33 protein-coding genes are annotated in these 23,747 nt (G+C 32.3%); all 33 read left to right on the top strand.

Annotated elements, in window-relative coordinates; translation table 11 throughout:
* The first annotated feature begins 103 nt into the window (after nt 1-103).
* Nucleotides 104-541, top strand: a complete 438-nt coding sequence (gene sirA, locus KHA95_RS05320) for a sporulation inhibitor of replication protein SirA (RefSeq protein WP_213136448.1) — start codon at nt 104-106, stop codon at nt 539-541.
* 76 nt (nt 542-617) lie between these two features.
* On the top strand, nt 618-833 hold the full coding sequence (locus KHA95_RS05315) for a YneF family protein (protein WP_213136447.1): 216 nt from the start codon (nt 618-620) through the stop codon (nt 831-833).
* Nucleotides 834-1,027: 194 nt separating this feature from the next.
* Entirely contained in the window at nt 1,028-1,936 is a 909-nt protein-coding gene (locus KHA95_RS05310) for a tyrosine-type recombinase/integrase (RefSeq protein ID WP_349305445.1), read from the top strand.
* Nucleotides 1,937-1,985: 49 nt separating this feature from the next.
* A complete protein-coding gene (locus tag KHA95_RS05305; RefSeq protein ID WP_213136445.1) occupies nt 1,986-2,132 on the top strand; it encodes a hypothetical protein in 147 nt (48 codons plus the stop codon).
* Between the two features lie 1,130 nt (nt 2,133-3,262).
* On the top strand, nt 3,263-3,844 hold the full coding sequence (locus KHA95_RS05300) for a hypothetical protein (protein ID WP_213136444.1): 582 nt from the start codon (nt 3,263-3,265) through the stop codon (nt 3,842-3,844).
* Between the two features lie 207 nt (nt 3,845-4,051).
* On the top strand, nt 4,052-4,567 hold the full coding sequence (locus KHA95_RS05295; RefSeq protein ID WP_213136443.1) for an NUMOD4 motif-containing HNH endonuclease: 516 nt from the start codon (nt 4,052-4,054) through the stop codon (nt 4,565-4,567).
* A 267-nt stretch (nt 4,568-4,834) separates the two neighbouring features.
* Nucleotides 4,835-4,972 (top strand): hypothetical protein, encoded by a 138-nt coding sequence (locus tag KHA95_RS05290; protein ID WP_213136442.1) that lies wholly within the window; start codon nt 4,835-4,837, stop codon nt 4,970-4,972.
* A 96-nt stretch (nt 4,973-5,068) separates the two neighbouring features.
* Nucleotides 5,069-5,968: a hypothetical protein gene (locus KHA95_RS05285; protein WP_213136441.1), complete on the top strand. Its 900-nt coding sequence runs from the start codon at nt 5,069-5,071 to the stop codon at nt 5,966-5,968.
* 275 nt (nt 5,969-6,243) lie between these two features.
* Entirely contained in the window at nt 6,244-6,813 is a 570-nt protein-coding gene (locus KHA95_RS05280; protein WP_213136440.1) for a GIY-YIG nuclease family protein, read from the top strand.
* A 43-nt stretch (nt 6,814-6,856) separates the two neighbouring features.
* Entirely contained in the window at nt 6,857-7,969 is a 1,113-nt protein-coding gene (locus tag KHA95_RS05275; RefSeq protein WP_213136439.1) for a hypothetical protein, read from the top strand.
* Between the two features lie 136 nt (nt 7,970-8,105).
* Nucleotides 8,106-8,327 carry a hypothetical protein gene (locus KHA95_RS05270; protein WP_213136438.1) on the top strand — a complete coding sequence of 74 codons (222 nt, stop codon included), beginning with the start codon at nt 8,106-8,108 and terminating at the stop codon, nt 8,325-8,327.
* 277 nt (nt 8,328-8,604) lie between these two features.
* A complete protein-coding gene (locus tag KHA95_RS05265; protein ID WP_213136437.1) occupies nt 8,605-8,838 on the top strand; it encodes a hypothetical protein in 234 nt (77 codons plus the stop codon).
* Nucleotide 8,839: 1 nt separating this feature from the next.
* Nucleotides 8,840-10,120 (top strand): hypothetical protein, encoded by a 1,281-nt coding sequence (locus tag KHA95_RS05260; protein ID WP_213136436.1) that lies wholly within the window; start codon nt 8,840-8,842, stop codon nt 10,118-10,120.
* A complete protein-coding gene (locus KHA95_RS05255) occupies nt 10,107-10,874 on the top strand; it encodes a phage tail domain-containing protein (RefSeq protein ID WP_213136435.1) in 768 nt (255 codons plus the stop codon). Before KHA95_RS05260 ends, KHA95_RS05255 begins: the two co-directional genes overlap by 14 nt.
* A gap of 96 nt (nt 10,875-10,970) precedes the next feature.
* A complete protein-coding gene (locus tag KHA95_RS05250) occupies nt 10,971-11,240 on the top strand; it encodes a hypothetical protein (protein ID WP_213136434.1) in 270 nt (89 codons plus the stop codon).
* 138 nt (nt 11,241-11,378) lie between these two features.
* On the top strand, nt 11,379-11,651 hold the full coding sequence (locus KHA95_RS05245) for a hypothetical protein (protein WP_213136433.1): 273 nt from the start codon (nt 11,379-11,381) through the stop codon (nt 11,649-11,651).
* A gap of 125 nt (nt 11,652-11,776) precedes the next feature.
* Nucleotides 11,777-12,493, top strand: coding sequence for a DUF4145 domain-containing protein (locus tag KHA95_RS05240; RefSeq protein WP_213136432.1), 717 nt, complete (start codon nt 11,777-11,779; stop codon nt 12,491-12,493).
* Between the two features lie 148 nt (nt 12,494-12,641).
* Complete coding sequence (locus KHA95_RS05235; protein WP_213136431.1) at nt 12,642-13,058, top strand: phBC6A51 family helix-turn-helix protein; 417 nt, start codon at nt 12,642-12,644, stop codon at nt 13,056-13,058.
* A 171-nt stretch (nt 13,059-13,229) separates the two neighbouring features.
* Nucleotides 13,230-13,790: a tyrosine-type recombinase/integrase gene (locus KHA95_RS05230; RefSeq protein ID WP_213136430.1), complete on the top strand. Its 561-nt coding sequence runs from the start codon at nt 13,230-13,232 to the stop codon at nt 13,788-13,790.
* A 558-nt stretch (nt 13,791-14,348) separates the two neighbouring features.
* On the top strand, nt 14,349-14,756 hold the full coding sequence (locus KHA95_RS05225; protein WP_213136429.1) for a nucleotide excision repair endonuclease: 408 nt from the start codon (nt 14,349-14,351) through the stop codon (nt 14,754-14,756).
* Between the two features lie 98 nt (nt 14,757-14,854).
* On the top strand, nt 14,855-16,489 hold the full coding sequence (gene terL, locus KHA95_RS05220) for a phage terminase large subunit (RefSeq protein ID WP_213136428.1): 1,635 nt from the start codon (nt 14,855-14,857) through the stop codon (nt 16,487-16,489).
* Between the two features lie 30 nt (nt 16,490-16,519).
* Nucleotides 16,520-17,845, top strand: a complete 1,326-nt coding sequence (locus KHA95_RS05215) for a phage portal protein (protein WP_213136427.1) — start codon at nt 16,520-16,522, stop codon at nt 17,843-17,845.
* Nucleotides 17,845-18,795: a phage minor capsid protein gene (locus KHA95_RS05210; protein ID WP_213136426.1), complete on the top strand. Its 951-nt coding sequence runs from the start codon at nt 17,845-17,847 to the stop codon at nt 18,793-18,795. The genes KHA95_RS05215 and KHA95_RS05210 overlap by 1 nt, the downstream gene beginning before the upstream one ends.
* 112 nt (nt 18,796-18,907) lie before the next feature.
* Nucleotides 18,908-19,546, top strand: coding sequence for a hypothetical protein (locus KHA95_RS05205; protein WP_213136425.1), 639 nt, complete (start codon nt 18,908-18,910; stop codon nt 19,544-19,546).
* Nucleotides 19,547-19,657: 111 nt separating this feature from the next.
* The gene (locus tag KHA95_RS05200) at nt 19,658-20,479 is read left to right on the top strand and encodes a phage major capsid protein (protein WP_213136424.1); all 822 of its coding nucleotides are present in this window, start codon (nt 19,658-19,660) and stop codon (nt 20,477-20,479) included.
* 63 nt (nt 20,480-20,542) lie between these two features.
* Nucleotides 20,543-20,758, top strand: a complete 216-nt coding sequence (locus tag KHA95_RS05195; protein ID WP_213136423.1) for a hypothetical protein — start codon at nt 20,543-20,545, stop codon at nt 20,756-20,758.
* The gene (locus tag KHA95_RS05190) at nt 20,751-21,116 is read left to right on the top strand and encodes a hypothetical protein (RefSeq protein WP_213136422.1); all 366 of its coding nucleotides are present in this window, start codon (nt 20,751-20,753) and stop codon (nt 21,114-21,116) included. Before KHA95_RS05195 ends, KHA95_RS05190 begins: the two co-directional genes overlap by 8 nt.
* Nucleotides 21,113-21,409: a hypothetical protein gene (locus KHA95_RS05185; RefSeq protein ID WP_213136421.1), complete on the top strand. Its 297-nt coding sequence runs from the start codon at nt 21,113-21,115 to the stop codon at nt 21,407-21,409. Before KHA95_RS05190 ends, KHA95_RS05185 begins: the two co-directional genes overlap by 4 nt.
* Nucleotides 21,406-21,801: a hypothetical protein gene (locus tag KHA95_RS05180; protein WP_213136420.1), complete on the top strand. Its 396-nt coding sequence runs from the start codon at nt 21,406-21,408 to the stop codon at nt 21,799-21,801. Before KHA95_RS05185 ends, KHA95_RS05180 begins: the two co-directional genes overlap by 4 nt.
* Nucleotides 21,794-22,321, top strand: a complete 528-nt coding sequence (locus KHA95_RS05175; protein WP_213136419.1) for a hypothetical protein — start codon at nt 21,794-21,796, stop codon at nt 22,319-22,321. The genes KHA95_RS05180 and KHA95_RS05175 overlap by 8 nt, the downstream gene beginning before the upstream one ends.
* Complete coding sequence (locus KHA95_RS05170; protein ID WP_213136418.1) at nt 22,314-22,703, top strand: minor capsid protein; 390 nt, start codon at nt 22,314-22,316, stop codon at nt 22,701-22,703. The genes KHA95_RS05175 and KHA95_RS05170 overlap by 8 nt, the downstream gene beginning before the upstream one ends.
* A gap of 26 nt (nt 22,704-22,729) precedes the next feature.
* Nucleotides 22,730-23,251, top strand: a complete 522-nt coding sequence (locus tag KHA95_RS05165) for a hypothetical protein (protein WP_213136417.1) — start codon at nt 22,730-22,732, stop codon at nt 23,249-23,251.
* A gap of 77 nt (nt 23,252-23,328) precedes the next feature.
* Nucleotides 23,329-23,700, top strand: a complete 372-nt coding sequence (locus KHA95_RS05160; RefSeq protein ID WP_213136416.1) for a hypothetical protein — start codon at nt 23,329-23,331, stop codon at nt 23,698-23,700.
* Nucleotides 23,701-23,747: the final 47 nt, after the last annotated feature.

The following is a 23,747-nucleotide window of genomic DNA, read 5'->3' as shown; positions in this document are numbered from 1 at the left end:
GGAAAATTAGAAAAAATCACGAACTATATAAAAAAGTAGGTCCTATATTATTACATGAAACCTTGTCAATATGGATAAAAAAACGACTAGGGAGTGACCGCGTATGAGAACGTACTTTATTTATTTAATAAAAGATGAGTTTGCTAATTATTTTTATGGTCGAGAGAATAAATTTTATGAACTATTTGTTGCTGATCGCTACGAGCACGGTGAGATGAAAAACATCGTGAAAAAACAAATACAATACATAACAAAGCCATTGCCGCATTTAGATCTCCATCGCCATTTTGCTGATTCCGTCCAAAGCAAAAATTTTTATATTAAAGGAAAAAGTTATTATGTTGGTATTCCAAAAGGAAAAAAAGATGCTGAATTATTAATTGGGGAGCGGAGCTTAAAAGTAAATGCGAATGGTGGCTTCGAGTCCGAATCAGTATTTTTCGAGGCTTTGCGCAAATTTGATGGTCGTTTCCTAGCCGTTGATCTCGAAAACAATCGATATGGCTGGATAAAGCCAATAAAAGAAAGAAAGTTTGTATGAAATAGGTGTGTGTTATTGTATTATTTGCGGGTATTTAGTAAACTGAGGTGTAGACAACTTGAAGGAGGAAATTCATATGGTGTGGCCGTATATTTTAACGGGTGTATTAGCGCTTCTTGCTGGTGTTGCACTCGGATTTTTCATTGCCCGCAGATACATGATGACGTATCTAAAGAAAAATCCACCAATCAACGAACAAATGCTTAAAATGATGATGATGCAAATGGGAATGAAACCATCCCAGAAGAAAATTAATCAAATGATGCAAGCAATGAATAAGCAGATGAAGTAATAATCCCTTGATACATAAGGGTTTGGAGAGGTTTGAAATCTCGATTACTCATCAATAATTTGCTTGCTTGGTGAATCTTTCATCGTGATTTTTAACGAAATTATGGTGAATCTTTCAAATTACATTCAAAAGATCATTCTATTCATTGGAAACTAAACCAATGGGAGGAGTGATCTTTTTTGTTGTTTGAAGACGTGTTGCGGGAATATGAGTATTATTGCTTAGCAAAAAGATACACAAAAAAGACGATGAAAAATAAAGCTCAGGAGCATAAACAGCTAAAAAAGTTTTTAATAGAAAAGCGTGGCATTACAGAATTGGAAAGCATCAGCACCCACGATTTAAAAGCTTATGTGAGGACGAAACACAAAGATGGATTACAACCACAAAGTATTGTTTCTATGTTTAAGATGATCAAGGCATTTTTTAGTTGGTGTGTAAAAGAGGGATATTTGAAAGAAAATATTGCATCAAATGTTGAAATGCCAAAGGTACCGAAGAAATTATTAAAAGGATTTACGATAAAAGAAGTTCAAAACATGATTGATGCCTTCACTTATAAAAATTATCTTGAAGCCCGTAACAAAGCGATCATTGCGATGCTTGCAGATTGTGGATTAAGAGCAATAGAGATCAGGAGACTTGAAACAAGAAGTGTGCATGAAACTTCCATTCTAGTAAATGGAAAAGGCAATAAAGAGAGAATGATTTTTGTCAGCCCTGCTCTAAAAAGAATACTCATTAGATATGAACGAAAAAGAATCGAATATTTTCGAGGCAAATATTTTAATGATAATTATTATTTTTTGTCATATGCAGGAGATATGCTTTCTCATGTTGGTTTGGATAATCTTGTTAAAAAAGCAGGTGAAAGGGCAGGAATTAAAAATAAAAGAGTATCACCACATACTTTTAGACACTTTTTTGCCGTCCAATGTATTTTAAACGGAATTGATATTTATACATTATCCAAGTTGCTAGGTCATTCGGATGTTACAACTACACAAAGATATTTACAATCACTTGAAGATTTTGAACTCATTAAAAAGGCAATGCCGTCAAGCCCACTCATGAATTTAAATAAAAGGGGAGATAAATCATGAAAGTATGCAGGGCTTGATGCAAGAGCCAGAAAGGAGGTGTTTTAAGCCTATGGGAGCGTTTATCTTCCTCGTTGCTTTTATCCCTTTCAGCATCATTGGACTAGCGTTGTTAAACATCTATGTTTATGGATGGGATGCATTTTTAAATGAAATAAAAAAGCCTGCTAGTGTTGGTAGCACTAACAAGCCGATGTAAAACTTTTCAATCCCATAACTTAATATGGAATTTCCCTACCTTCAATATTATCAAAAAAATGAGATATTGCAAGGCTTATTAAGTATTGCCTTTTTTAGGTAGGGTGTTTCATTGGTGGATTGCCAATTTACACCAATTGAAAATAAACTGGAAAGGTTAAGTGTTAGCCGATGCAATAAATAACACTAGGACACATAAAAACGTTCCCTATTTCGTTTCGTGTCTGAATGGTGAAAGCTACCTTAGTGCTGTCGTTAGGAAGGGTAGACGCTCATTGTAAGCGTATAGGACAAGCCATAGACGATTGTAAGTTGATCTGAACTGTTAGGGCTACTTGATGCAGTAGGCTTGTTTTGGAGCAATCCAACGGCAAATAGGGTGCATAACAATACGGATACAGGGCGATAAGCCTAAGCTGATATTGCAGTCGCTATCTTTGTTCTTGATAATCTTTTTTATCTTGAATGTAGGTAGCAACTTTGCTCCAAGCCGTTTCATGGCTCAATCCACGCTGATAAAACAGAAAATCAAAGTCAAGTGCAAAGATCATAAAACCTTTAAAAATATTATTCAATTACAATGTATAAATATGCAATTGCAATGTATAGATGCGAGGTGCATCCAATTACTCAATTTAGGAGCTTTAGAGGGCTTTCAAGATATTATGGATTATGGATACGAATCATATTGGAATGGTTTAGAAGGGGAATAGGGGCTTTTGAGGGGGTGGTTTGATTTGGAAGTGTGATAAAGAAAACTGAAATAATTAAACGATATTTTCATTCTCTTAATCTGATTTTTGGCTTTTGCTTAAATTTCTGTAAATAGTATATTGTCAGCAGATTAAGGAAATCTGCAAACCATTGATATTAATGGGTTTTTGGCGATTTCAACCGTTTAAATTATAATTTAAACACCCATTTAAACGATTGACAAGCTTTGTAAGCAATAGGGGATTTAAAGATGTTTAAAAGAATGTTGATTTTTTTGTGAATGAAGTTTTAAAAGAAGTTTTAAAACTTCATTAATGTAAAGTAATAAACATTTATTTTTAAAGTATTCATAATATACGGATAATGTGGTACTTTTGGATTAGGTTATTAACCTTAATTTAACAAAGGTGGAAGGAGTTGGGGGAAATTAAGAAGATATTATTATCATTATTATTAGTGCTGCTTACATTCGTTATTGTGGGCTGCAAAGAAAATGATGAAAAGGTTGACGCTGAACAGCCTAAAGAAGAGGTTGATGTTGAAGAACAAGAAGTGGATAAAGAAGCAGTTGATGTAGTAGAAAAAGCAGAGCTAACAGTTGACGAAATTAAGTATGTAGAAATGCTTTCGGGGCTTTATTCGAATCTTGATGATTATGTAGAAGAAATGAATAAGATAGTATCTTATGTTGAATCTGATCCTACTATAATTGAGGAGGAAGACTTTAATTTACTTTTAAGTTTGAAGGCAGGAAATTTCGTAACATTAGTTATGTATCTTAAAGAAGTAGTGAAAGAAGAAGATGTACCAGAAAGATTCAAGGAGATACATTCACTTTCGATAGATGCATTTTCAACCATGTCTTCTGCAAGTTATAAAATAGTTGAAGGTATTGAAGATGGCAATAATCAAGATACGATTAATGAAGGTGAATCAATGATGGAAGATGGCTTTGAAAAAGTTGATCAAGTTCTTGCAATATTAAAAGAAGTTCAATGATGTTTAAGCAACGTTAAAAGAATGAACGATCATGTTCATTCTTTTTTATTTTTGAAAAATAACGCACTAATAATTAGGGAGAGTATTTTGTTTACACATTTCGTTTAAATAAAAAAATTTTCAATGCGGAAAAAAGTGTTTAGTTATGGGCTTTATTAATGAGGGGTATTTTACTTCTCAAAAAAAACAATTAAGGATGGATTAAATATGGAACTATGGAAAACAATTGAGGGTGCAAGTGCCTATGAGGTTAGCAATTTAGGTCGTGTAAGAAGAAAAGCAAAGAAGGATGGTAGTTGCCTTAAACCAACTGTAAATGGTTCTGGTTATGAAACAGTAAAACTTAAACAAGATGAAAATGGAAAGTATCGAACACATTATTTACATAGAGTTGTTGCAGAAGCTTTTATTCCCAATCTAGAAAATAAAATTGACGTAAACCATAAAGATGGAGAAAAAACAAATAATCATGTATCTAATTTAGAATGGAATACGAGGAAAGAAAATATCAATCACGCTTGGGAAATAGGCTTATTCGGAAGTGAAAGCATTTTATATGAAGAAGATGTTACTGAAATTCATAAATTATATATTCCTTACAACAAAGAGTGGAACATGGAGAGATTAGCAGAAATGTATGATGTTAGTATAACAACGATTCACAAAGCATTGAAAGTGAATTTGATGGAGCTTTATCTTACTGATAACTATTCGTTTAGATAAAAAAATGGGGGCTTGCCCCCAAGGTTTTGAACTTGAACGAGCGTTAGCGAAGGATTGAAGATACATATTAATCTATTTAGTATTTTCATCTATTTATACTGTGTCAAAAAGGGCGTAAAAATTGCCTAAAATGACACTGGTGAGGTGTCAAAAACAGCAAGAAAAATACCCTTTTTGATACCCCTAAATTAAGGTAGTGTCAAAAAGGGTATAAATTATGCTCAAAATGACACCCCTAAAATGTTAATTAAAGGAGTTTATTACAAGATGACAGCACAAGATTTTTTCTTTTGTTACAACAAAAAAACAATGAAGTATTTACGATACGATAAAGGTTTTGAATTTATCACAAAAGCCTTCACTAAAGAAGGTGTTGAATTTTGGTTGTTTTATATAACACCATAATTGAATCAAGCATTACAAGAAATGAAATAAATGTAGGTAATTACTACAATGTTAAGCAATTAACAAGGATAATCAATATAGCAGGAGTTAATCGAAATGGCAAAGTTAAATTATGAGAAACTAAGTGAAAGATTGCAATTCACAACTGATAATAGGAAATATGGAAAAGTGTTTATGCCAAATGATTTATTTGCAAGGCTATCAAAAGAAAAAGCATTGACGAAAAAAAATAAGGAAAGAAAATCAACTCATGTTGATGTAGCTTATACATATTTGTATTTGGTGTCATGGTTTTATCGTAACGCCAAATATGGTGAATTAAGTGATTCTTTAACAGATACAGGGGCATTTAAAGAGGTCATAGGCTTTTCACCTAAGAGCAAGGAAATTGATTACATAATCAAAAAGAATGGTGTATTAGACCAGATGGGATTGACTAAGACATTACCATTCAAGGAAGCACCAATTTTAGCAGGGTTTGATGAAGATATACTTCAATTTATTTATGCTGATAGCTTAAAAACAAAAACATGGTCAAATAGAAAGGTGTTTAAATATCCTATATTTTGTCTTGAAGATGATGATGAACATGGTCTTGGAACATTCTTTGGATATATTGACAACACGCACCATGTTGATTTTAGAGTGTTTATGCAATGCATAACAAATAAAAATTTAGGCACATCTGCTTTTTACATTTACAGCTTTTTAAAGCATAAATGTGATGTAGCAGGTGGAAATATTGAAATTGGTTTGAGCAAGATTTCAGAGCAAACAGGAATTACAGAAAAGAAAAGAGATAAAGCATTGGATTATTTAAAAAGGCATAATCTTATCAAATGCATTCCTGCTCCATTTGTTGTTGGTGCGGAAGAAGGTGAAGGGGCAAACATCTACATCTGCAATGGCGTTGAAAGTTATATAGAAGAGGAGAAAAAGTATAGCAAACGTCAATTGATTAAAGCAAAAGATGTAAAAGAAAAGAAAGTAATTTAATAGTTTTAAAATCCAAAAGGTAGGATATAAGGGAATATATAATAAATAATATATTTATATGAATGTTATATTTAATTTTATAATATCTAAGTAAATAAATATTATTATATATTAGACTAAAACCAACCTTTTGAAAAACACTTTATAAATAACAAACACAAAAACACAAACACAAACCCTTCTCATTTTATCGAAGGGCTATTTCACATTAAAAGTAATGAAGGCGTTTTCATTGAAGTGTGAAAAAAATCAAATATAAAAAGGGGAAATTTAAATTGAAAAAAGAGAAATTTACAAAGAAACAATTGGTTGAAAAATTTGGAAATGAAAAGCAAAAGGCTTATTTTGAAAAATATGGTTTTCTTGCTAAAACGACCGAGCAAGCAATTTTAAAAACACTAATACAAAAATATGGCTTTGTGCAAAAAACTAAAGAAGGAAACTGTATTTATTATATTGTTGGAGCAAAAAGAGATAAAGAGATTATGCGTGATTCGCAAAGAAAGCCATATGATGAAAGCTTTTACGTTGAAGGTGTGGTTTATTGCGTCACTAACAAAATTAATGGGAAAAAATATGTTGGCAGTACATCCCAGACGTTGGCACAAAGGATGACAAAGCATAAAAATTCAAGTTTTGATGCGGAAAGCTTAAATTATAATACAAAAATTGCCGAAGCGTTTCGTGAATATGGTTGGGGCAATTTTAAATGGGAAGTTTTGGAGATTGTTGATGATGCTGATGAGCTAAGACAAATCGAGTGTTACTGGATTTATTATCTCGAAGCGTTTGAAGATGACAAGGGCTACAATTATGAACTTGGTAAATGGGTAAAGATTGGTTAATTCGTTTTAAAAAATAATATAAAAATAAGGGGAAATTTTAAAAATGAGTATGAAAGAATTAATTAAAGATTTTAAAGCAGGCAAAAACAATGATGTTATTCAAAAGATTTTGGGATATGTTGATATGGATTTAATGAAGTATGGCTACGATGAAGGGAAAGAAAATCTTGATGTTGATGGCTTAATTTATATTGCCATTAAAATTCGAGCATCTTTATTAAAGGATTGTTTTAGGGAAAGGAATTTCCGATATAAATATCAATCGGATGCAGAGGACAAAGCAGATTATAAGGCATTGTTTGGAAATAAAAACAAGTTGAAGGATTACTTTTTCGATGAAAATAAACATGCTAATTTGAAAGATTGGGACGACAATGAAGGCTATAACGTAATTAAGGCAGATGATACTGAAAGCTATTGGTTGGAGGATTTAAAAGATAATCCTTGGTTAGGTGTTGATATTGATGAGGTTGAAAACTATAATTTTGATTCAATTTGGAAGAATAAAGGGAAACTTGAAAGGCATTATGGCGGACAATCACATGAATTATTCTATCTTTGTAAGAAGTTTAGAAAGTTAAGCCAAGACAGCCGAGAGTTTAAAAGGGATTTTAAAGAAACTAAAAAGAAGTTGCTTCCATTTTTTGTAGAAGCTTTAAAACATGGATTAAAAAAGATTGATGTTGAACGTGATGAAAAGGAAATCGTAAAATATTTAAATCTTGCATTACAAACTAAATTTATCGAATTGCAAATGAAAGAGACAGGTGTGAAACGTATTAGAAATGGCAAAGAAAGCCACTACATAAAACCTAAATTTAGTGATGATGCAGAAAATGAAGCGTGGATGATGATTTTAGGTAAGAGCTTAAAATTTATTGGAGCAGATGCTTTTGATGGATATTTAACGAAAAGCCAAAAGGAATTTATGTTGAAAGTTTATTCAATTGTTAAAGGTGAGATTGAAAATGAAAAGGTTGAATCGTTCTGGTGGACGCCAGACGGCAAGGCTTATTTAAAAAAGATATATGTTGCTGAAAGAATGGAAATGTCGGAAGCGAATTTTAAGAATACATTAAAGCGTATCGAAAATAAAATCTATGACAATTGGAAAAGTGTATTTTCAGAGGTATGGAAATTAAAGAATATTGGTTAAAAGAGTATCTTTTTTCCATAGATGTTTTGTCTATTGAGAGGGTAAATACAAGAGGTTTTTTAAATAAATAATCAAGGCGCTTGCAAATATGCAGGCGCTTTTTATGTTGAAAATTTTATAAAAAGTGGGTGAGAAAATGTTCGGAAAAAGAAAATTAAAAGAACTTAAAGAAATAGCTCTTCTTCAAATTGAAGAGATCGGGGATTTAAAAGTATTGATCGAATCCCAGAGAAATGAGATCAATTCATTAAGAATGGAAGTTGAATTTTTAAGAAAGCAAAATATTGAGCTTGCGAAGGCTTATGAAGAAGTAAAAAAAGAAATTAATAATTTAACAAAGAAAATGGAAAATTTTTAATGATCTTGACGTTACTACCTACCATGCGATAGGTACAATCGGCTGTTTTAGCGTCACTAAATAAATGAAACGGCTAATAATCATATTTTTTTAGTATGATTATTCCTCCTAAAACACATGAACCAGAGTAAAAGGCAAACATTTGCTCAAGAATTATGCCAGTCCTTCAAAAAATCAATATGGAAAATTCATGAATTTTCCTTTTACTCTTTTCGTGTGTTTTTTAATTTAAAATTACAACTTAATATACAACTAAATAAAAAAGGGGCAAATTAAATTGAAAAATTTAATTAATGAATATCGAAAATTATATGAAATAGAAGTTAGCGATAATTTTAATTTTGGTAAATTTGTTGATAAAGTAAATGAAGTTGAGAATGATTTAAATAAATTTAATAAATTAGCAGAAGTAATCGAGCAAAAATATCCATTCATTACCGTTTCAACTGGTTTTGATGTGGATGAGCAAAAGCTTGAAGAATTTCTTTTGTCATTTTTAAAGGTTGATTAACTTGGCAGAAGCAAAACTAAGTACAGAAGATGTTATTGAAATTAAAAGATTATTAGCAGGTTTTGGCGGGAAAATAAGTCAACAGAAGATAGCTGATAAATTTGGGGTTTCTCGTGGAACCATCACAGATATTAGGTTTAATAAAACCTATAAAAATGTAGTAATTGATGAAAATGGAAATTACATAAATAATGAAATTGAGATTTTACCAGAGAATTTTCCAGTACCAATTATTGAAGAGGTTGAGGAAAAGGAAAGTCCGATACAAGATGAAACAAAAGAATATAGAGTTAAATTTGTTGAAGAATATTTTGTGAAAAAGGGTAAAAGGCATGAGCCTAATTCTAAGAAATCAAAAAGTTTTATATATTCGATTTGGCATAGTTATAAGTGGCTTTTTAATAATGAGGAAAATGATTTTATGAGTGAAATTATGCTTTCGGTTACAAGAACTGTAATGACATTTCAGCCGAAGGATAAATATTTTGATTGGTCAAAGGTTTCGACAGCAGGAACTAGAGAATATTCAATACTTCATGATAATGTAAATAAAATAATAAAAACAGATGTAAAAAATTATGCAAACGAAGTTAATAATAATTATAGCGTTAAAAAAGATGGTCAAGTTGAATGGCTTAAGCCCGTTGTTGAGAGCTTTGACACTGTTTTGAGTGGCGAAGATGGGGATTCCAGTTTGATTGAATTTTTAAGTGATGAAATGAATCATTTTCATATGAAGGATGATTATTTTTACTCACACTTTCTAGATTGGTTTTCAAATTCACATGAGGATATTTTAACAAAAGATCAAATTAAATTCTTGAATATTATGAAATTCTTTCAACGTGATAGAGATGATGAATATTTAACGCCTTACAGCCAATTGCCAGATACTTGCAAGCCATATAGTGAATCAGCAGTAGGAAGTATGAGACATCGTTTAAAGCATAGTACAGAAGAAGCTTATGCGGTTGTTGAGAAAAAGGGATTACGTGAAATGAGCATTGATAAAGAATTGAAGTTTTGGGCTGAATTTATGGGGATTCTTAAAGATGATGGGAATTTAAATGAACAGAACGAGATTTTGAGTAAATGGGTTATTGAGAAAAAAGAAAACAATTTTATGGAAAAAATTTTATTTAATGTTGATGCTGATGGTATTTTATCGATTAGAAAAAATGAAATTTCAAGCAAGCTGCTATATAAAATTGTTGTCTTAATTGAAAACAGAATTGAAGAATTAAAGGGGCATAAAAGGACTGAGAAAAATGTCAACAATTAAAGATAAAATTCGCTTCAATTTCGATGGAATATGGTCGGATACTTATGGTTTGATACATGTTGTTCTTGACGGCGGGATGTTTGATGAAACATTTATTGCAGAAAGAGAATTAAACGAAACACGAATTAGGGGAAGCGATAGACCTGCATTACACAGCGTAGAAGATTCTCCCATACAGTTTGATATGGTTGTTGCTTTTGAGGATAAATTTTCGGAAAGTAAAATTGATAATATCATAAAGTGGTTATTTGCAAATCATTATAAACCATTATATTTCGAAGGGAAAGAAGATAGGGTTTATAATTGTATATTTATTGGTGAACCAAGAATTATACATAATGGATTAAATGAGGGATATTTCACATTAACTGTAAGGTGCGATTCCTCAAACCTATATTCTCCATTAATAACTACTAATCTAGAAGTAATAACAACAAACAAAACAATAACAGTCTCAAATAATGGTCATCTGGATACATTTATGGAAATATCGTTAAAGAAAAATGGATATGGAAATATCGTTATTGAAAGCTTGGATGACGGAAATAGTATATTTGAAATACGTGATTTAACGGATTTAGAAGATATTTATATAGATTGTGAAAGAGAAATAATAGAAACTGATGCAATTGGTGTTTATCGTTATGATAAAATAATTGGTGAGTTTCCTAGACTTTTCTTAGGTACGAATAGATTTAAGGTAACAGGTGCTTGTGAAATTAGATTTAGGTATGTGAGCAGATACAGATTTTAAGATCACATAATAGCATAAAACATCTATGTATAAAGAGGACTTTCCAACCATTTGCAGAATATTGTCATTATAAGACGATGTTTAGGAGGATGGTTGATGAAAACTTATTTAGAGCCAAATTGGATTTTAGATTGGTCGCAATATCCGATGCTTAACAGAGAAGAGTTTCATTTATTAAATCAGGTTGTCAGAGCAAATAGAGAAGATCAGGATTACTATATATTGTGCAAGCAAGATGGATTAGAAGAGTTTGAGAACAAAAGGATAGCAATGCTAAAGATATTAAGGGATTATGGCTTTATTAATTTTCAAGAGAGACATTTAAAAAGGAAATTAAGAGTATCGGAAATTGTGGTATTGGTTTAGGGCATCCATTAAATTGGGGGCTTTTCTGATTTACTTAATTAAAAATATGATTAAATAATGAATTGGGGAAATAGAGGACTTTTTACATGCTTGTCGAATATTGGAAGTGTAGGTAAATATTTGATGGGGGTGTTGAAGGTGGCTATTTTAGCAGTTGATTTTATTACAGAGGACTTGGAAGCAGTGAAAAAATATTTTAAAGATGAGCTTACAGGTGAGTTGGTTAAAATTGATATTGGGAAACATGAAGAAACAAACAAGTATCAAGCCCAATTTTCTTTTGATGTAATTACTAGTTTGGATGAGAGCATTCCTTATGGGCAAGAAAAAGGATATTTGAGTTTATTTATGAGAATGGAAATGGAAAAGATAATCAGTGAATTTAAAATTGCTACAAATATTAGAGATTAATTAGGAAGTCACATTCAATCGAGTGTGACTTTTTGAGATTAAAGGTCAAGGTTGGTTAAGGTGAAATCTCTCATTAATAGAAGACATATGGTAAAATGGAACCATATTACAGGTGGGGTGATTCTATGAAAAAGGAAGCTATTCCTTCTTTAAAAGAGAATAAATATAATTGTCCATATTGTCATACTTATTGTCCTCAGTATCATTACACTTTAGAAAGAATACTCTATAAGGAAAACATACCACGGATAGATACCTATGATTATGGAGCACGACGAGGTTTTATTAAAGTTGATTCAATCGAAAGTGAAACTAAGAATAACGAGAATGAGTATTCTTCAACAGCATGTCCAGAATGTGATGGCATTTCCTTTTGGCATAATGATAAAATGGTCTATCCAATTGTCGGGAGTATACCTAAGCCATTAGCAGATATGCCCAGTGGGGTTAAATCATTATACACAGAAGCATCTGACGTATTTAATATTTCTCCGAGATCATCATCAGCGCTATTAAGGCTTGCGATTGAATTATTATTAGAGCATCTAGGTGAAAAAGGTGACTTAAATGACAAAATAAAATCAATTGTGAAATTAGGAGTATCTACTAAAATACAACAAGGATTAGATGCTGTTAGATGGTATGGAAATAATAGCGTTCATCCTAGTAGTATTAATTTAGATGAACGGAGAGAAGATGTAATATATTTATTCGATTTATTAAACATTATTGTTCAAGAGCTAATTACAGATGTGAAAGAAGCGGAGAAGTTTTATCATAGACTACCTAAAGGATTTATTGAACATATAGCGAAAAGGGATAAAAATAAAGTTAATTCTTAATATGTGTTCGATCTTTGACTAAAACATCCATGTTGAATGGGTGTTTTATTTTTGGATTGAATTTGGGTTTTAGTAGAGTAAACCCGCACAAATGGAAACAGCTTCCAGAAATTTGACTATGAATTATTAATGAAAGGAAGTGATAATTATGTTGGAAGAAAGACAGCTAAAGGCTATTGAAATGCTTGTTGAAGGCGGTCATACAATTACAGCGATTGCCAAAGAAGTTGGGGTATCAAGAAAGACAATGTATACATGGATGTCTAAAGATAATTTTAAAGCTAAACTTCAAGAAATGCAGGAGCTAAAGAACAATATCCTTAAAGAAAAAGTAAAGGGCAATGCAGAAGCCAACATTAAAGTGTTGGAAGAATTAAGGGATTCATCGAAAAATGATATGACCCGCTACCATTGCGCCAATATTTTATTACAGTATGCAGGTTGGAACAGCAATCAAGTGCAAGAGATCACCATTAAATCCGATGATTCCAATGATAAAAACTACCTTTTGGATTTACTTAAAAAGAAAAGAGAAGAAAAGCAAGATCAAGAACCTTTGCATTAATAATAACTTGATAAAAGTTTGATTTTATCTAATGTAAGATATTACATAAAAACTTACATTCATTTCATTGATTCTATTGGTTTTATAAACATTTTCATGATATACTTATATTAATAAATAAATCGTACATTCAAAACGTTGATTCTATTGAGTTTACGAAAGGAGAATATCATGATTAATAAAAAAGAAGAAATCAAAGATGTTCAGCCAATCAGAAGCTTGGAGCAGTTAGAAGATATGAAATGGAGTTTGAAGAGACATTGTTCAGAGCGAGATTATATTTTATTTCTCATTGGAATTAATACTGGATTGCGAATAGGTGATTTATTAAAACTTAAAGTATCAGATGTGAAAAGAAAGAAAAGGGTACTCATTTACGAAGGTAAAACCAAGAAAAAAAGAGAAATTAATCTAAGTAACATCTATGATGAAATTCAAGCTTACATTAAAATAATTGAGAGTGATTGGTTGTTTCCTTCTAGGAAAGGTGATAAGCCTATTTCAGCGACACAAGCTTACAGACAGCTAATTAAAGCAGGCGAGTTTGCAGACCTTGAAAGCATTGGTACTCATACAATGAGAAAGACATTTGGTTATTGGCATTATAAGCAATTCAAAGATGTGGCACAGCTTCAAATGATTTTAAATCATTCTCATCCAGAAATTACATTGACTTATATCGGAATCACAAATGAGGAAATTGAAAAAAGCTTAAATAATTTTGTACTTTAATTTTATTAAATTCCCATCTGTTATAGTTTGAAATCAAATCACCAGACAGCATCATTTATAGAAGTATATTATAAGGTACATTATAGGGTTACTTAATTAGTAGTAGATGAAGTAGGTGTGAAGGTACGTGGAGTGATACAGCTATGACAGGTAGGTGATGTGTGTAGTGTAACAGGTGCGTGGTGTGTAGTGTAGGACATATATACTACACATAAGCTATGCAAGGTACAAGGTACAAGGTACAGTACATACACATATAACACACACATGTACATAGGCATACATAGTATACGTACAAGAGATACAGTACATCCATGATAAGCCAAGTACAGCACAAGCCACAGCATACACAATACACACAAGAAGTATAAGGTGAAGTGAGGTGTTTGTGAAGTTGGCTGAATTTAGAAGAGAGATTATCGAGGGGGTGGGGGATAGTTTTGCGAACGTATTTTCGCTCACACCACCACCCACAAATTTTTGCACCATTTTCTAAACTTTGACTCAATCCTATTAATTAACCATATATGGTACATTTAATAAAAAGGAGCGAATCAAATGATTAAAATCGTAATCCCTAAAACAGATGTATTTATCTTAAAGCAAAAACAACTTGGAGATATTTCAGAGCCAAAACTAAGTAGTATATATGGTTTTACTGATTACAGAAAAATTCCTAGAGATGTGGCAGGAATCTATATGTTTTTCAATAAAAATGGGGAACTTTTGTATTGTGGGCAAACAGTTAAATTAAGACAAAGAATACGAAGTCATTTTAATGGAACTACTGTAATTAATTTTAATCTCGATGAAGTTTATAAAATTGCTGTTTTTTTCGTACCAGACGCTTTAGACCGAGAGATATATGAGTCATATATAATTAATAAATTAGAAGCAAAATACAATATCGATAAAGTGTTTTTTAGAAAAGTTGAACCTTTACCTAACAGCAATAATCACAATTAACAACAATCAAATAAAAATCAGCAAATAAGCCGATTCGAGCAATCTTCAAAGGTTTCCTCTCTCCCTTTCCTTTGTTTAGATTGTTCGAATGGGCTTATTTGTCGTTCAAAAAACTTAATCGAAAGGAGGAAGCAACCATAAAAGAACAAGATTTAAAATTGTTAATGAAATATCTTGAAAAACATTTTACAAGTGAAGAAATTGAAACCCTAATCAACAACTACCCTTTAACAGGACAAGATGGACTAAGAAAAATGTTAGCAGAAATCAACATATCCTATTTAGCACAAGCCTATTTCCCAAAATACTTCAATAAACCATTTTCACAATTTCATACATCATTAATGAAAGAATTAAATTGGTTGATTGAAAATGAAGGAAAACGAATGGTTGTAGGTGTTCCTCGAGGTTTCGGAAAATCAACTTTATCAAGTTTTTTATTCCCCTTACACATCCTTTTATATAAAAAACTTCAATTCATTTTACTCGTTAGTGCCACCGAAGATATTGCAGTTCCCTTCCTTCAAATGATCAAAGATGAATTAACATCAAATGATGCCATTATTGAAGATTTTGGAAAGCTAAAATCATCAAGCAAATGGGCATTTAATGAAATTTGGCTGAACAACGATACATGTATGATGATTCGGGGGATTGATGGTTCTATTCGAGGTGTGAGATACAAGGAGCATAGACCGTCTTTAATTTTAGCAGATGATTTAATTAAAGATGATGTTGCAGAGAGTGATTCGGCAAGAGAAAAACTTGCAAATACATATAAAGATTCATTGTTGAATGCAGGAGATGAAAATACAAGAACATTAGTTGTCGGGACAGTGTTACATCAAGAAGATATACTTTCAGAGCTTCTTTCACCAGAAACAACAGGTTATAAACAACTATTCTTCCAGTCTGTTTTAAATTGGGCTGAAAGATCGGATTTGTGGGCGGAATGGCGAAAACTATATACAAGTTTAGAAGATAAAAATCGTGAGCAAACTGCCCATGATTTTTTTATTGCCCATAAAGATGAAATGTTAGAAGGCGCTCGTGTTTTATGGGAAGAAAAGTTCAATTATTATCACTTAATGAAAAAGTTAGTTGATGATGGTGAATCCTCATTTTATAAAGAAATGATGTGTCAACCTAGAGGCGCAGAAGATTACATATTTAATAACATAAAATACTTTGATAGTTTACCAGATTTGAATGAATGTAACAGCGTTATGTTCGTTGACCCTGCAATGGGAAAAAGAAATGGCGATTACAGCGCAATTACGATATTAAGTAAGCACAAAATTACTGGATATAAATATGTCGTCAATGGTGAAATCAGAAGAATTACACCAGATAAATTGATTGATCTTATCGTTGAAAAAGTAAAGCAATATGAAGATTTTATTGATGTTTTGGCATTTGAGAGCGTTTTATTTCAAGAGTATATTCTTGAAGATTTGAAGAAGCGGCTTAAAATTGAGGGTATCTTCCACATTCGCATTAAACCAGTCAAGCCACGCACAAAAAAGGAAGTTAGGATTATGCAATTACAGCCAGATATAGCGAATGGGATTATAAAATTTAATCGAGATTCACAGGAATATAACAGCCAAGTTAAGGACTGGAACCCAAAAGCAAGTCATGATGATGCACCAGATTCACTAACAGGGGCGTGGGAATTGATTGAAAAAGTAAAGAAACCGAAACAAGTTCGACCTAAACCAAGTTGGTTATAGGTTTATTTGTGTTTAAAAGGAGGTTAAAAATTGAGCATTAATTTTAAAGATAAGCGTCACAGGCGCTATCAAAGAATGTGGGATTTATATAGAAATAAACCACAATTCAAGAAAACAACAGGAAAATATATTGCAATTCCTCTTCCTGCCGAAATAGCAAAGTTGTTCAGAGATTTATCATTTAAGGATGATATTTCAGCGATTATAAAAAACAATCCAGAAGCATCAACAGCAATTGATCGTTTAATTTTTGATAATGAATTTAACATTTTACTATCTGAAATGGCGATTACAGTTGCGGTAAAAGGTGGGGCAGTATTAAAAAACTATCTAGATGAAGGAAAGAGTCGTATCACTTTTATTCAACCAGAATACTACTTTCCACAATTAGATCCCTTTAATCAGAGAAAGATCGTAAAGGAAACAATTGCTTTTCCAGTTGTTGAAGGAAAAGATACATTCCTTTATCAAGAGATTTATGAAAAGCGTAACGGTGAATATTGGTGCATTACTAAAAAGAGTTTCTACAATAACAATGAAATTGGCGCAGATGTTGAAGTTTCAGAAGTGAATACATATTTGAAAGAATCGCCTTTGACGTACATTCCATTTAGTCGTCATAATGGTGATTTTTTTGGTTATAGCTTATTTTTTGGGCTAGAGCCTTTATTTGAAGAGTATAATCACAGGGTTTCACAAATTAGTAAAATTCTAGATAAGCATACGAACCCTTCAATTGTTGGAAGTGTAAGTTTACTTGATGAAAATTACAAGTTTGTAAAAGGTGAAAATTCATTATTTCTTCCTGTCGAAGATGGCGAGCAAAAACCAGAATATTTAACTTGGGAATCACAATTGAAAGCTAATTTTGAGTTTCTTGATGAAGTAATCATGAAAGCGATCCATTATGTTTCGCCATTAAATGCGAATTTATATGGGTTAACGAAGGAATCAGCCAATAGTTCAGCATTATCTATTAAGTTGAAAGCTTTCAGAACCTCAACAGTCATTGAAAATTCATTGAAGTATTTCGAACAAGGGATTAAGAAAGTCTTATTCCAAGCTCAACAACTTGATGTTTTGACAGGAGCAAAATATACGCCTGCTTTGCCATCCGTTGAAATGACGGCATCTATGCCAAACGATGAATATAACCAGATGCAAACTGAACAACTTAAAATCGTTTCGGGCGCAACTAGTATAAAATCAGCAATTGCAAGATTAAATCCTCATTACACTTCACAAGAAGTTGAAGAAGAGTTTCTTGAAATAATTAATGAAGAAAACGAGCGTCAACGATTATCGTTTATGAACAGTGAATCAGTAGATATTGATGAAATCGAGATCGATCAATAATGGCAGAGTTTAATAATCTAGATGATTTAGAATACGAATCCCTTGAAGAAATTGACAAAGAAACAGAAAATCTCATCATTAAATATATAATCGCCTACACATTAATTTTAAAACATCTACAACAACAAATTAATCAAGGATTAAATGAAAAGCAATCGCAGCGATTATTAAAAAAGATTCAATCACATCTGAAAAAGCTTGATGCAGATGCTTTGAAATATGTAAAAAATGTATTTCCTTCTTATTATTTGTTGTCTTTAAAAAATATCGACACCGTAGCAGTCGATTTGCAAGGTGTAAAAAAAATTAAAGGCTCTAAACATGCCCATAAACAAGCCTTGAAACAGGCTCAAAATGATCTTTATAGAGATTTAGCGAAAAGAACTCAATTTATGAGCGTTCAAGCTAAAAGAATTATACGTGAAAATGCTAAAGAGTTGCTCACAGCGATGATTGAGGATGGAACAAGCCAAAAGAAGATTAAAAAAGAGTTGAAAGAAAAACTATTAAAAAGTGGTGTTTCTTCATTCGTTGATGCAGGGCGTAAAGATTGGACTATTGAGCGATACAGCGACATGTTGATAAGAACGAAAAGCAGGATTCTATATAATCAAGGTACGATGAACAGGTTGAGAGAATACCAAGAAAACAGCGACACATACAATGAAAATCTTGACCTAATTCAAATTTCTAATCATGGTGCAAGCGATTGGTGTTCGCTTTACGAGGATAAAGTTTTTTCAATTAGTGGAAAAAGTGAAATCTATCCAAGTATTGAAACCCTACCAAATCAAGGTTTTCCAACATTGCATCCAAATTGCAAACATGTGTTTTTACCCTATATTTCTAGTTTAAGGGGTAAAGGTGAAACAGTTGATAAAAAATATCAAAGTTTGAGCATAAGCGAACTAAATAAAATTGAGTATCAATCACGTAAAAAGAAAGCGTGATATTTCTTTGTCCAAAACTATGAAGACATTAAAAGCTTTAGTTAATTTATCACTAATTGCATTCGTGGACTCAACCACGTAAATAAATGTCAATGCAAAGGAGATTATGAAAATGGCAAAAGAATATTTAGAGAATATTGAGGAACTAGAAGATCAAGAATCAACCGACTCATCAGATGAAGATGTAAAAACAGATACGGTTGAAGATGATTCAAATGAAACTGAATTAATCGAGGAATCAGACAAAGACCACACAAATGATGGTGAAGATGCGAATGATAATGAGGATGAAGATGATTCAGATGAAAAAGCAGTTCCTTATCAAAGATTCAAGGAAATCAACGATAAATATAAACAGGTTAAAGCTGAATTGGAAGAAATTAAGAAATCAATAAATGATAAAAATGAGAGCCAAGCAGAGCCTAAAACAGATGATGTTAAAGTTGATGAAATTGAAGAAGTTGAAAATGTCACAGAAACCAACAATGAAGTAAATGCAGAACTTGAAAAATACAAAACAGCATTCAATGATATTTTTCAATCACGATTAAATGAAGTCCCAGAAGAATTTCAAGACTTAATCCCAGAGGGTGACGATTTATTCAAAATTAAATGGATTGAATCAGCAGTTTCCAAAGGATTATTCAAAAAGCAAGTTGTTGAAGATTTCGGGAATAAAGGCAATAATCCAAGCGAACAAGAGCCTATAAACAATACGGCTTTTATTAAAAGTCTTGGAAGAAAGTTTTAATTAACTTTCATTAAAAAAATATAAAAAGGAAACAGTCAGCCAATTTTATTGGGTGGCTTTTTTGTCGTTCAAAGAAATGACAGAAAAAATTAGAGAAGGAAGTTTATGTAAATGTTAAAAGAAAATGCACAAGGCGTATTTCAAGCCGAATTAAGCAATGAAGTTGTAAAAGGAGTTCAAAAGGGTTCAGCCGTTATGAACCTATCAAAAATTGAAGCCATGAAATCAGGAGAAAAAATCATCCCTGTATTGAATGGCTTAAATGCTTATGTAGTAGGTGAAGGTGAAAAAATCGGTACAAACGAAGATGCAGAATTTGAGTCAGTCACATTGAAAACTCAAAAATATGCAATCATCGTTCCATTCTCAAGCGAGCTAGTTAATGAAAGTATCGTTGATGTTTTCGAAGAAATCAAAGATGACATTAATGAGCAATTCGCACGTTTATTCGATGCAAAAGCAATTGCTAACATTGTTGCAGGTGCAGGAGCGCAAGCAGTTGCAGAAGGAGATACAGCAGGTCAAGGCTTACATGAAGATATTTCCGATGCGATGAGTTTGGTGGAATCGCATGGCTATAATGTAAATGGTTTCCTTACAAAACATGCTACTAAAAACCGTTTCAGAAAATTGAAAGATGCAAATGGAAATTCTCTTTATGTTCCTGCAATCACTCAAGAAATGAGCGATGAGCTATACGGACAGCCAGTAGAATATTCATTTGGTGTTGGTGCTGATACAACAGCAATTACAGGAGACTTTAAATATTCAGTTGTTGGAATCAAAGGTGACATTGAATATAAATTACTTGAAGAAGCGACAATTGGGAATTTAAACCTTGCGGAACAAGATATGGTCGCTTTACGTGTAATTGCACACTTTGCACACGTTGTAACAAGAGAAGATGCTTTTTCAGTTCTTAAAAAAGCTTAATTGAAAGTAATTAATAACAATTTGGAGGGGCTTTTCCCTCCTTTTTACATTGGAGGTGAAAAGATGAAGTCAAAAACAATAAAAGTATTAAACAATGCGAATGAAATAATTAAGGTTACCCAAAAAGCTTGGGAAATCTTATACAAAGATCGTGACGGATTTTCTTTATATATTGAAGAAGCAGAAGAAAAACCCAAAGAAGAAAAACCAAAAACAAAGCCTAAAACAGCAACAAAAAAGAAGCCTTCATCTGATAAGAGGGTGAAGAAAGATGATTGATGAAATCTTAATTGACAAGGCAGATGAATATTTTAGAAGTCACACCGAAGCCGATGCATGGGATGAAACACTTTATGATGAACGAGAAAGCCTGTTAAACAAAGCTGAAACGATGATTAATAGTGTCTTTGATTTGCGTAAGGGAACAGAAGAATTAGAAATCTATCAATTTGCCATATTTGAGCAAGCGATCTTTCTAGCAACTTTCGATAAGGAGCGCTCACGACTTCAACGTGAGGGAGTTACTTCATACAAAGTTGAAGATTTATCTTTTTCAATGAATCAATCTGTTATTTCACCAATTGCTTATACATTCTTAAAAAAGCACATCTATAAAAAAGTGGGAAAAATCCTATGATCACGTTATATCAAGATTGTATTATCATTTACGAAATTGGACGGGATGGTTACGGCAAGCCTATTAAAAAGAATGAGCAATTTATTAAATGCAGAGTGAAAGAAAAATATCAATTGGTGAAAGATAAATCAGCCAAAGAAGTTGTTTCTCAATTAGAAATTATTATTTCGCCAGATGTTGATGTAAAAGTCGATGATAAAGTTGAATACGAAGGCTTGGAGTATACAATCATTTCTTTGAAAATCACTCGAAATACCATTGGTGAAGTTGTGAAAAAGGTGATTTTTGTATGAAAAATATTAAACTTGAAGATTTTTCTAAGGAATTGCAAAGATTTGCATTTGAAACAGTTACCAATATTGAAGTTGGTGTGAACGAAGTGGCAGAGGATTTGCTTTCAGTTTCCCAGAAACTTGCTCCACTCGATGAAGGTGGACTTATGGAAAATGGTACGGTTGAACCCGCAGTCAATAGTGGTGGAGAGATCAAAGCAAAAGTCGGCTACAACAAAGAATATGCGTTAAAGATGCACGAAGATTTTTATAATTTAGGTGCTACATCAAGAGGGAAAAGTGGATTTGATGGTATGTCCGTAGGTCGTAAATATTTAAGTACCCCACTTTTTACATATTCGGAAAAGTATATGAAACATATACTTGAAGCGATGGTGAAGGGCTTTGAATAGTATTAATATTCCATTTGGATTGTGCGAAATTACATACGATGATATAAAGCTTCCTGCAATGGCAAGTGATGGTGTATTTTCAGCTATTCCTACATATAAGCCTATGTTTGGTGGCGCATTGGCAGAAACCCAAAGATATATACTTGAAAGCTACGAAGTCACTTTTACCGTTTCGATTGAGCATCAATCCTATGAAACTTTAAAAATGCATATGCAAACTTTAAAAGATCATCAACATGGTTTGTACGATGATGCTTCCAATGTGAATATGGAAGGTAAAAGGCTTATTGTGCATCCAAAAGGTACGGATTCGAAAGAGTATGACTTGTGTATCTTGGAAGCTTACATCTCACCAGAAGAAGGATTTAAAAGAACCTTTAAAAAGGAAAAAGATATGTTTGAAATTACTTTTATCGGAAAGATGGCTAAAAATCATGTTGATGGAAGTTTAATAAATTCATATTTCTTTATTGGTGATTGGGAAGAAGCTTTGTCGAAAGTTGGTGCTACTAATGGGTAATCTTCTTGATAATGTTAAGGATTATATTTCAGAAAATGTTAAAGCTGAAAACTTAACGTTCGGCGAAAATCTATTCATCAACTTTTATCCAGATGAGCCAGATTTAATTGTAAGTGTGATTGATCTTGGTGGCTATCCACCAGATTTATATGCACCAACAAGAGAAAAAGTTGTCGAAATTAAATTTAGGACTTCCACATATGAAGAGGGTAGCGTTTTAGGTAATGAAATAATGGAACTTTTTCATTCAAAGGAAAATTATCATTTGGGTGAAATAAGGGTTCTACATAGTTATGCAAGGACAGATGTTAATTATCTGTACAAAGATAAAAACGAGAATGAGGAACTTGTCCTTGAACTCGTTTTTCTAATTAAAAAATAATAAGAAGAAAAGAAAGAGTGAATTAAATGAGCAATGAAATTAAAGTAGGTTTTGGGCTTGCTGATATAACTATCGGCGGTCAAGACATGGGCTTACAAGGCGATGCGGCTACTTTTACCGCCGAGCCACAATACCTTGATGTTGAAACGTATGAGTTAGGTTTATATGATCTTTATCTCGACAGTTGGGCAGTCAGTTTGAAAGTTGTTTTCCAAGAGGAGAGCTTCGATAAATTAAAAATGGCTTTGCCTGCATTGGATGAAATTAAAAATGGTGCAACAACAATCGGTTTAACCGATGGGAAAATTCATCAACGTATGAGAGATAAAGCAGTCGAAATCAAGGTTCATCCGAAAGATGCAGGGGCAGATACAGATTACGATCTTACAATCTTTAAAGCTTTCCCAACAGGTGCATTTGAGCGTGTTTATGGTAAAGATGTAGTGAAATACGAGGTTGAGTTTAAAGCGTTGCCGTTAACAGGTGACAGCTCAAAAGGTGGAAACTATTTCCGCATTGGACAAGAAGGAACGGTTGAAGAAGAGTAAAATCTTCTTCTTTTTTAATTTTAGCTAAATTTAAAAAAATATTAAAGACAGAAACAAATTAAAAGGGGATATGAGAAATGCAAGATTCAGTAAAATTAAATTTTAATGGTGAAGAGTTCGAGGTTAAAAAGATTCCAGTTCGTAGAATTGGAGCATTGGCAATGACATTAAATAATTTGCCAGAGGTTTTTAAAGATATTTTTATGAATGAAGAAGGTGAAGCAAGGGATTTAGACACGACAGCGATGCTTGAAAAAGCACCAATGTTGATTATGTCCGCATCCGAAACACTACCACCATTTTTAAGCGTTGCAAGTGGGATTGATTTAGAGAAAATTCTTGATGGTGGAATTGATGATTTTATCTTATTAATTCAATCAGTTTTAGCAGTTAATAACTTTGAAACGATTGTAGGATATTTAAAAAACTTCATGAAGAATCAGAAGTAAGCGAAAAGGCTAATTCTGATTCTCTTTCTAAAAAGAAGAAAGAAAGC

It is taken from the genome of Bacillus sp. FJAT-50079 (genome assembly GCF_018343515.1).
Lineage (GTDB): Bacteria > Bacillota > Bacilli > Bacillales > Bacillaceae_C > Lederbergia.
Note: the sequence above shows the minus strand (reverse complement) of the source record. Positions and strands in the feature narration are given on the sequence as shown.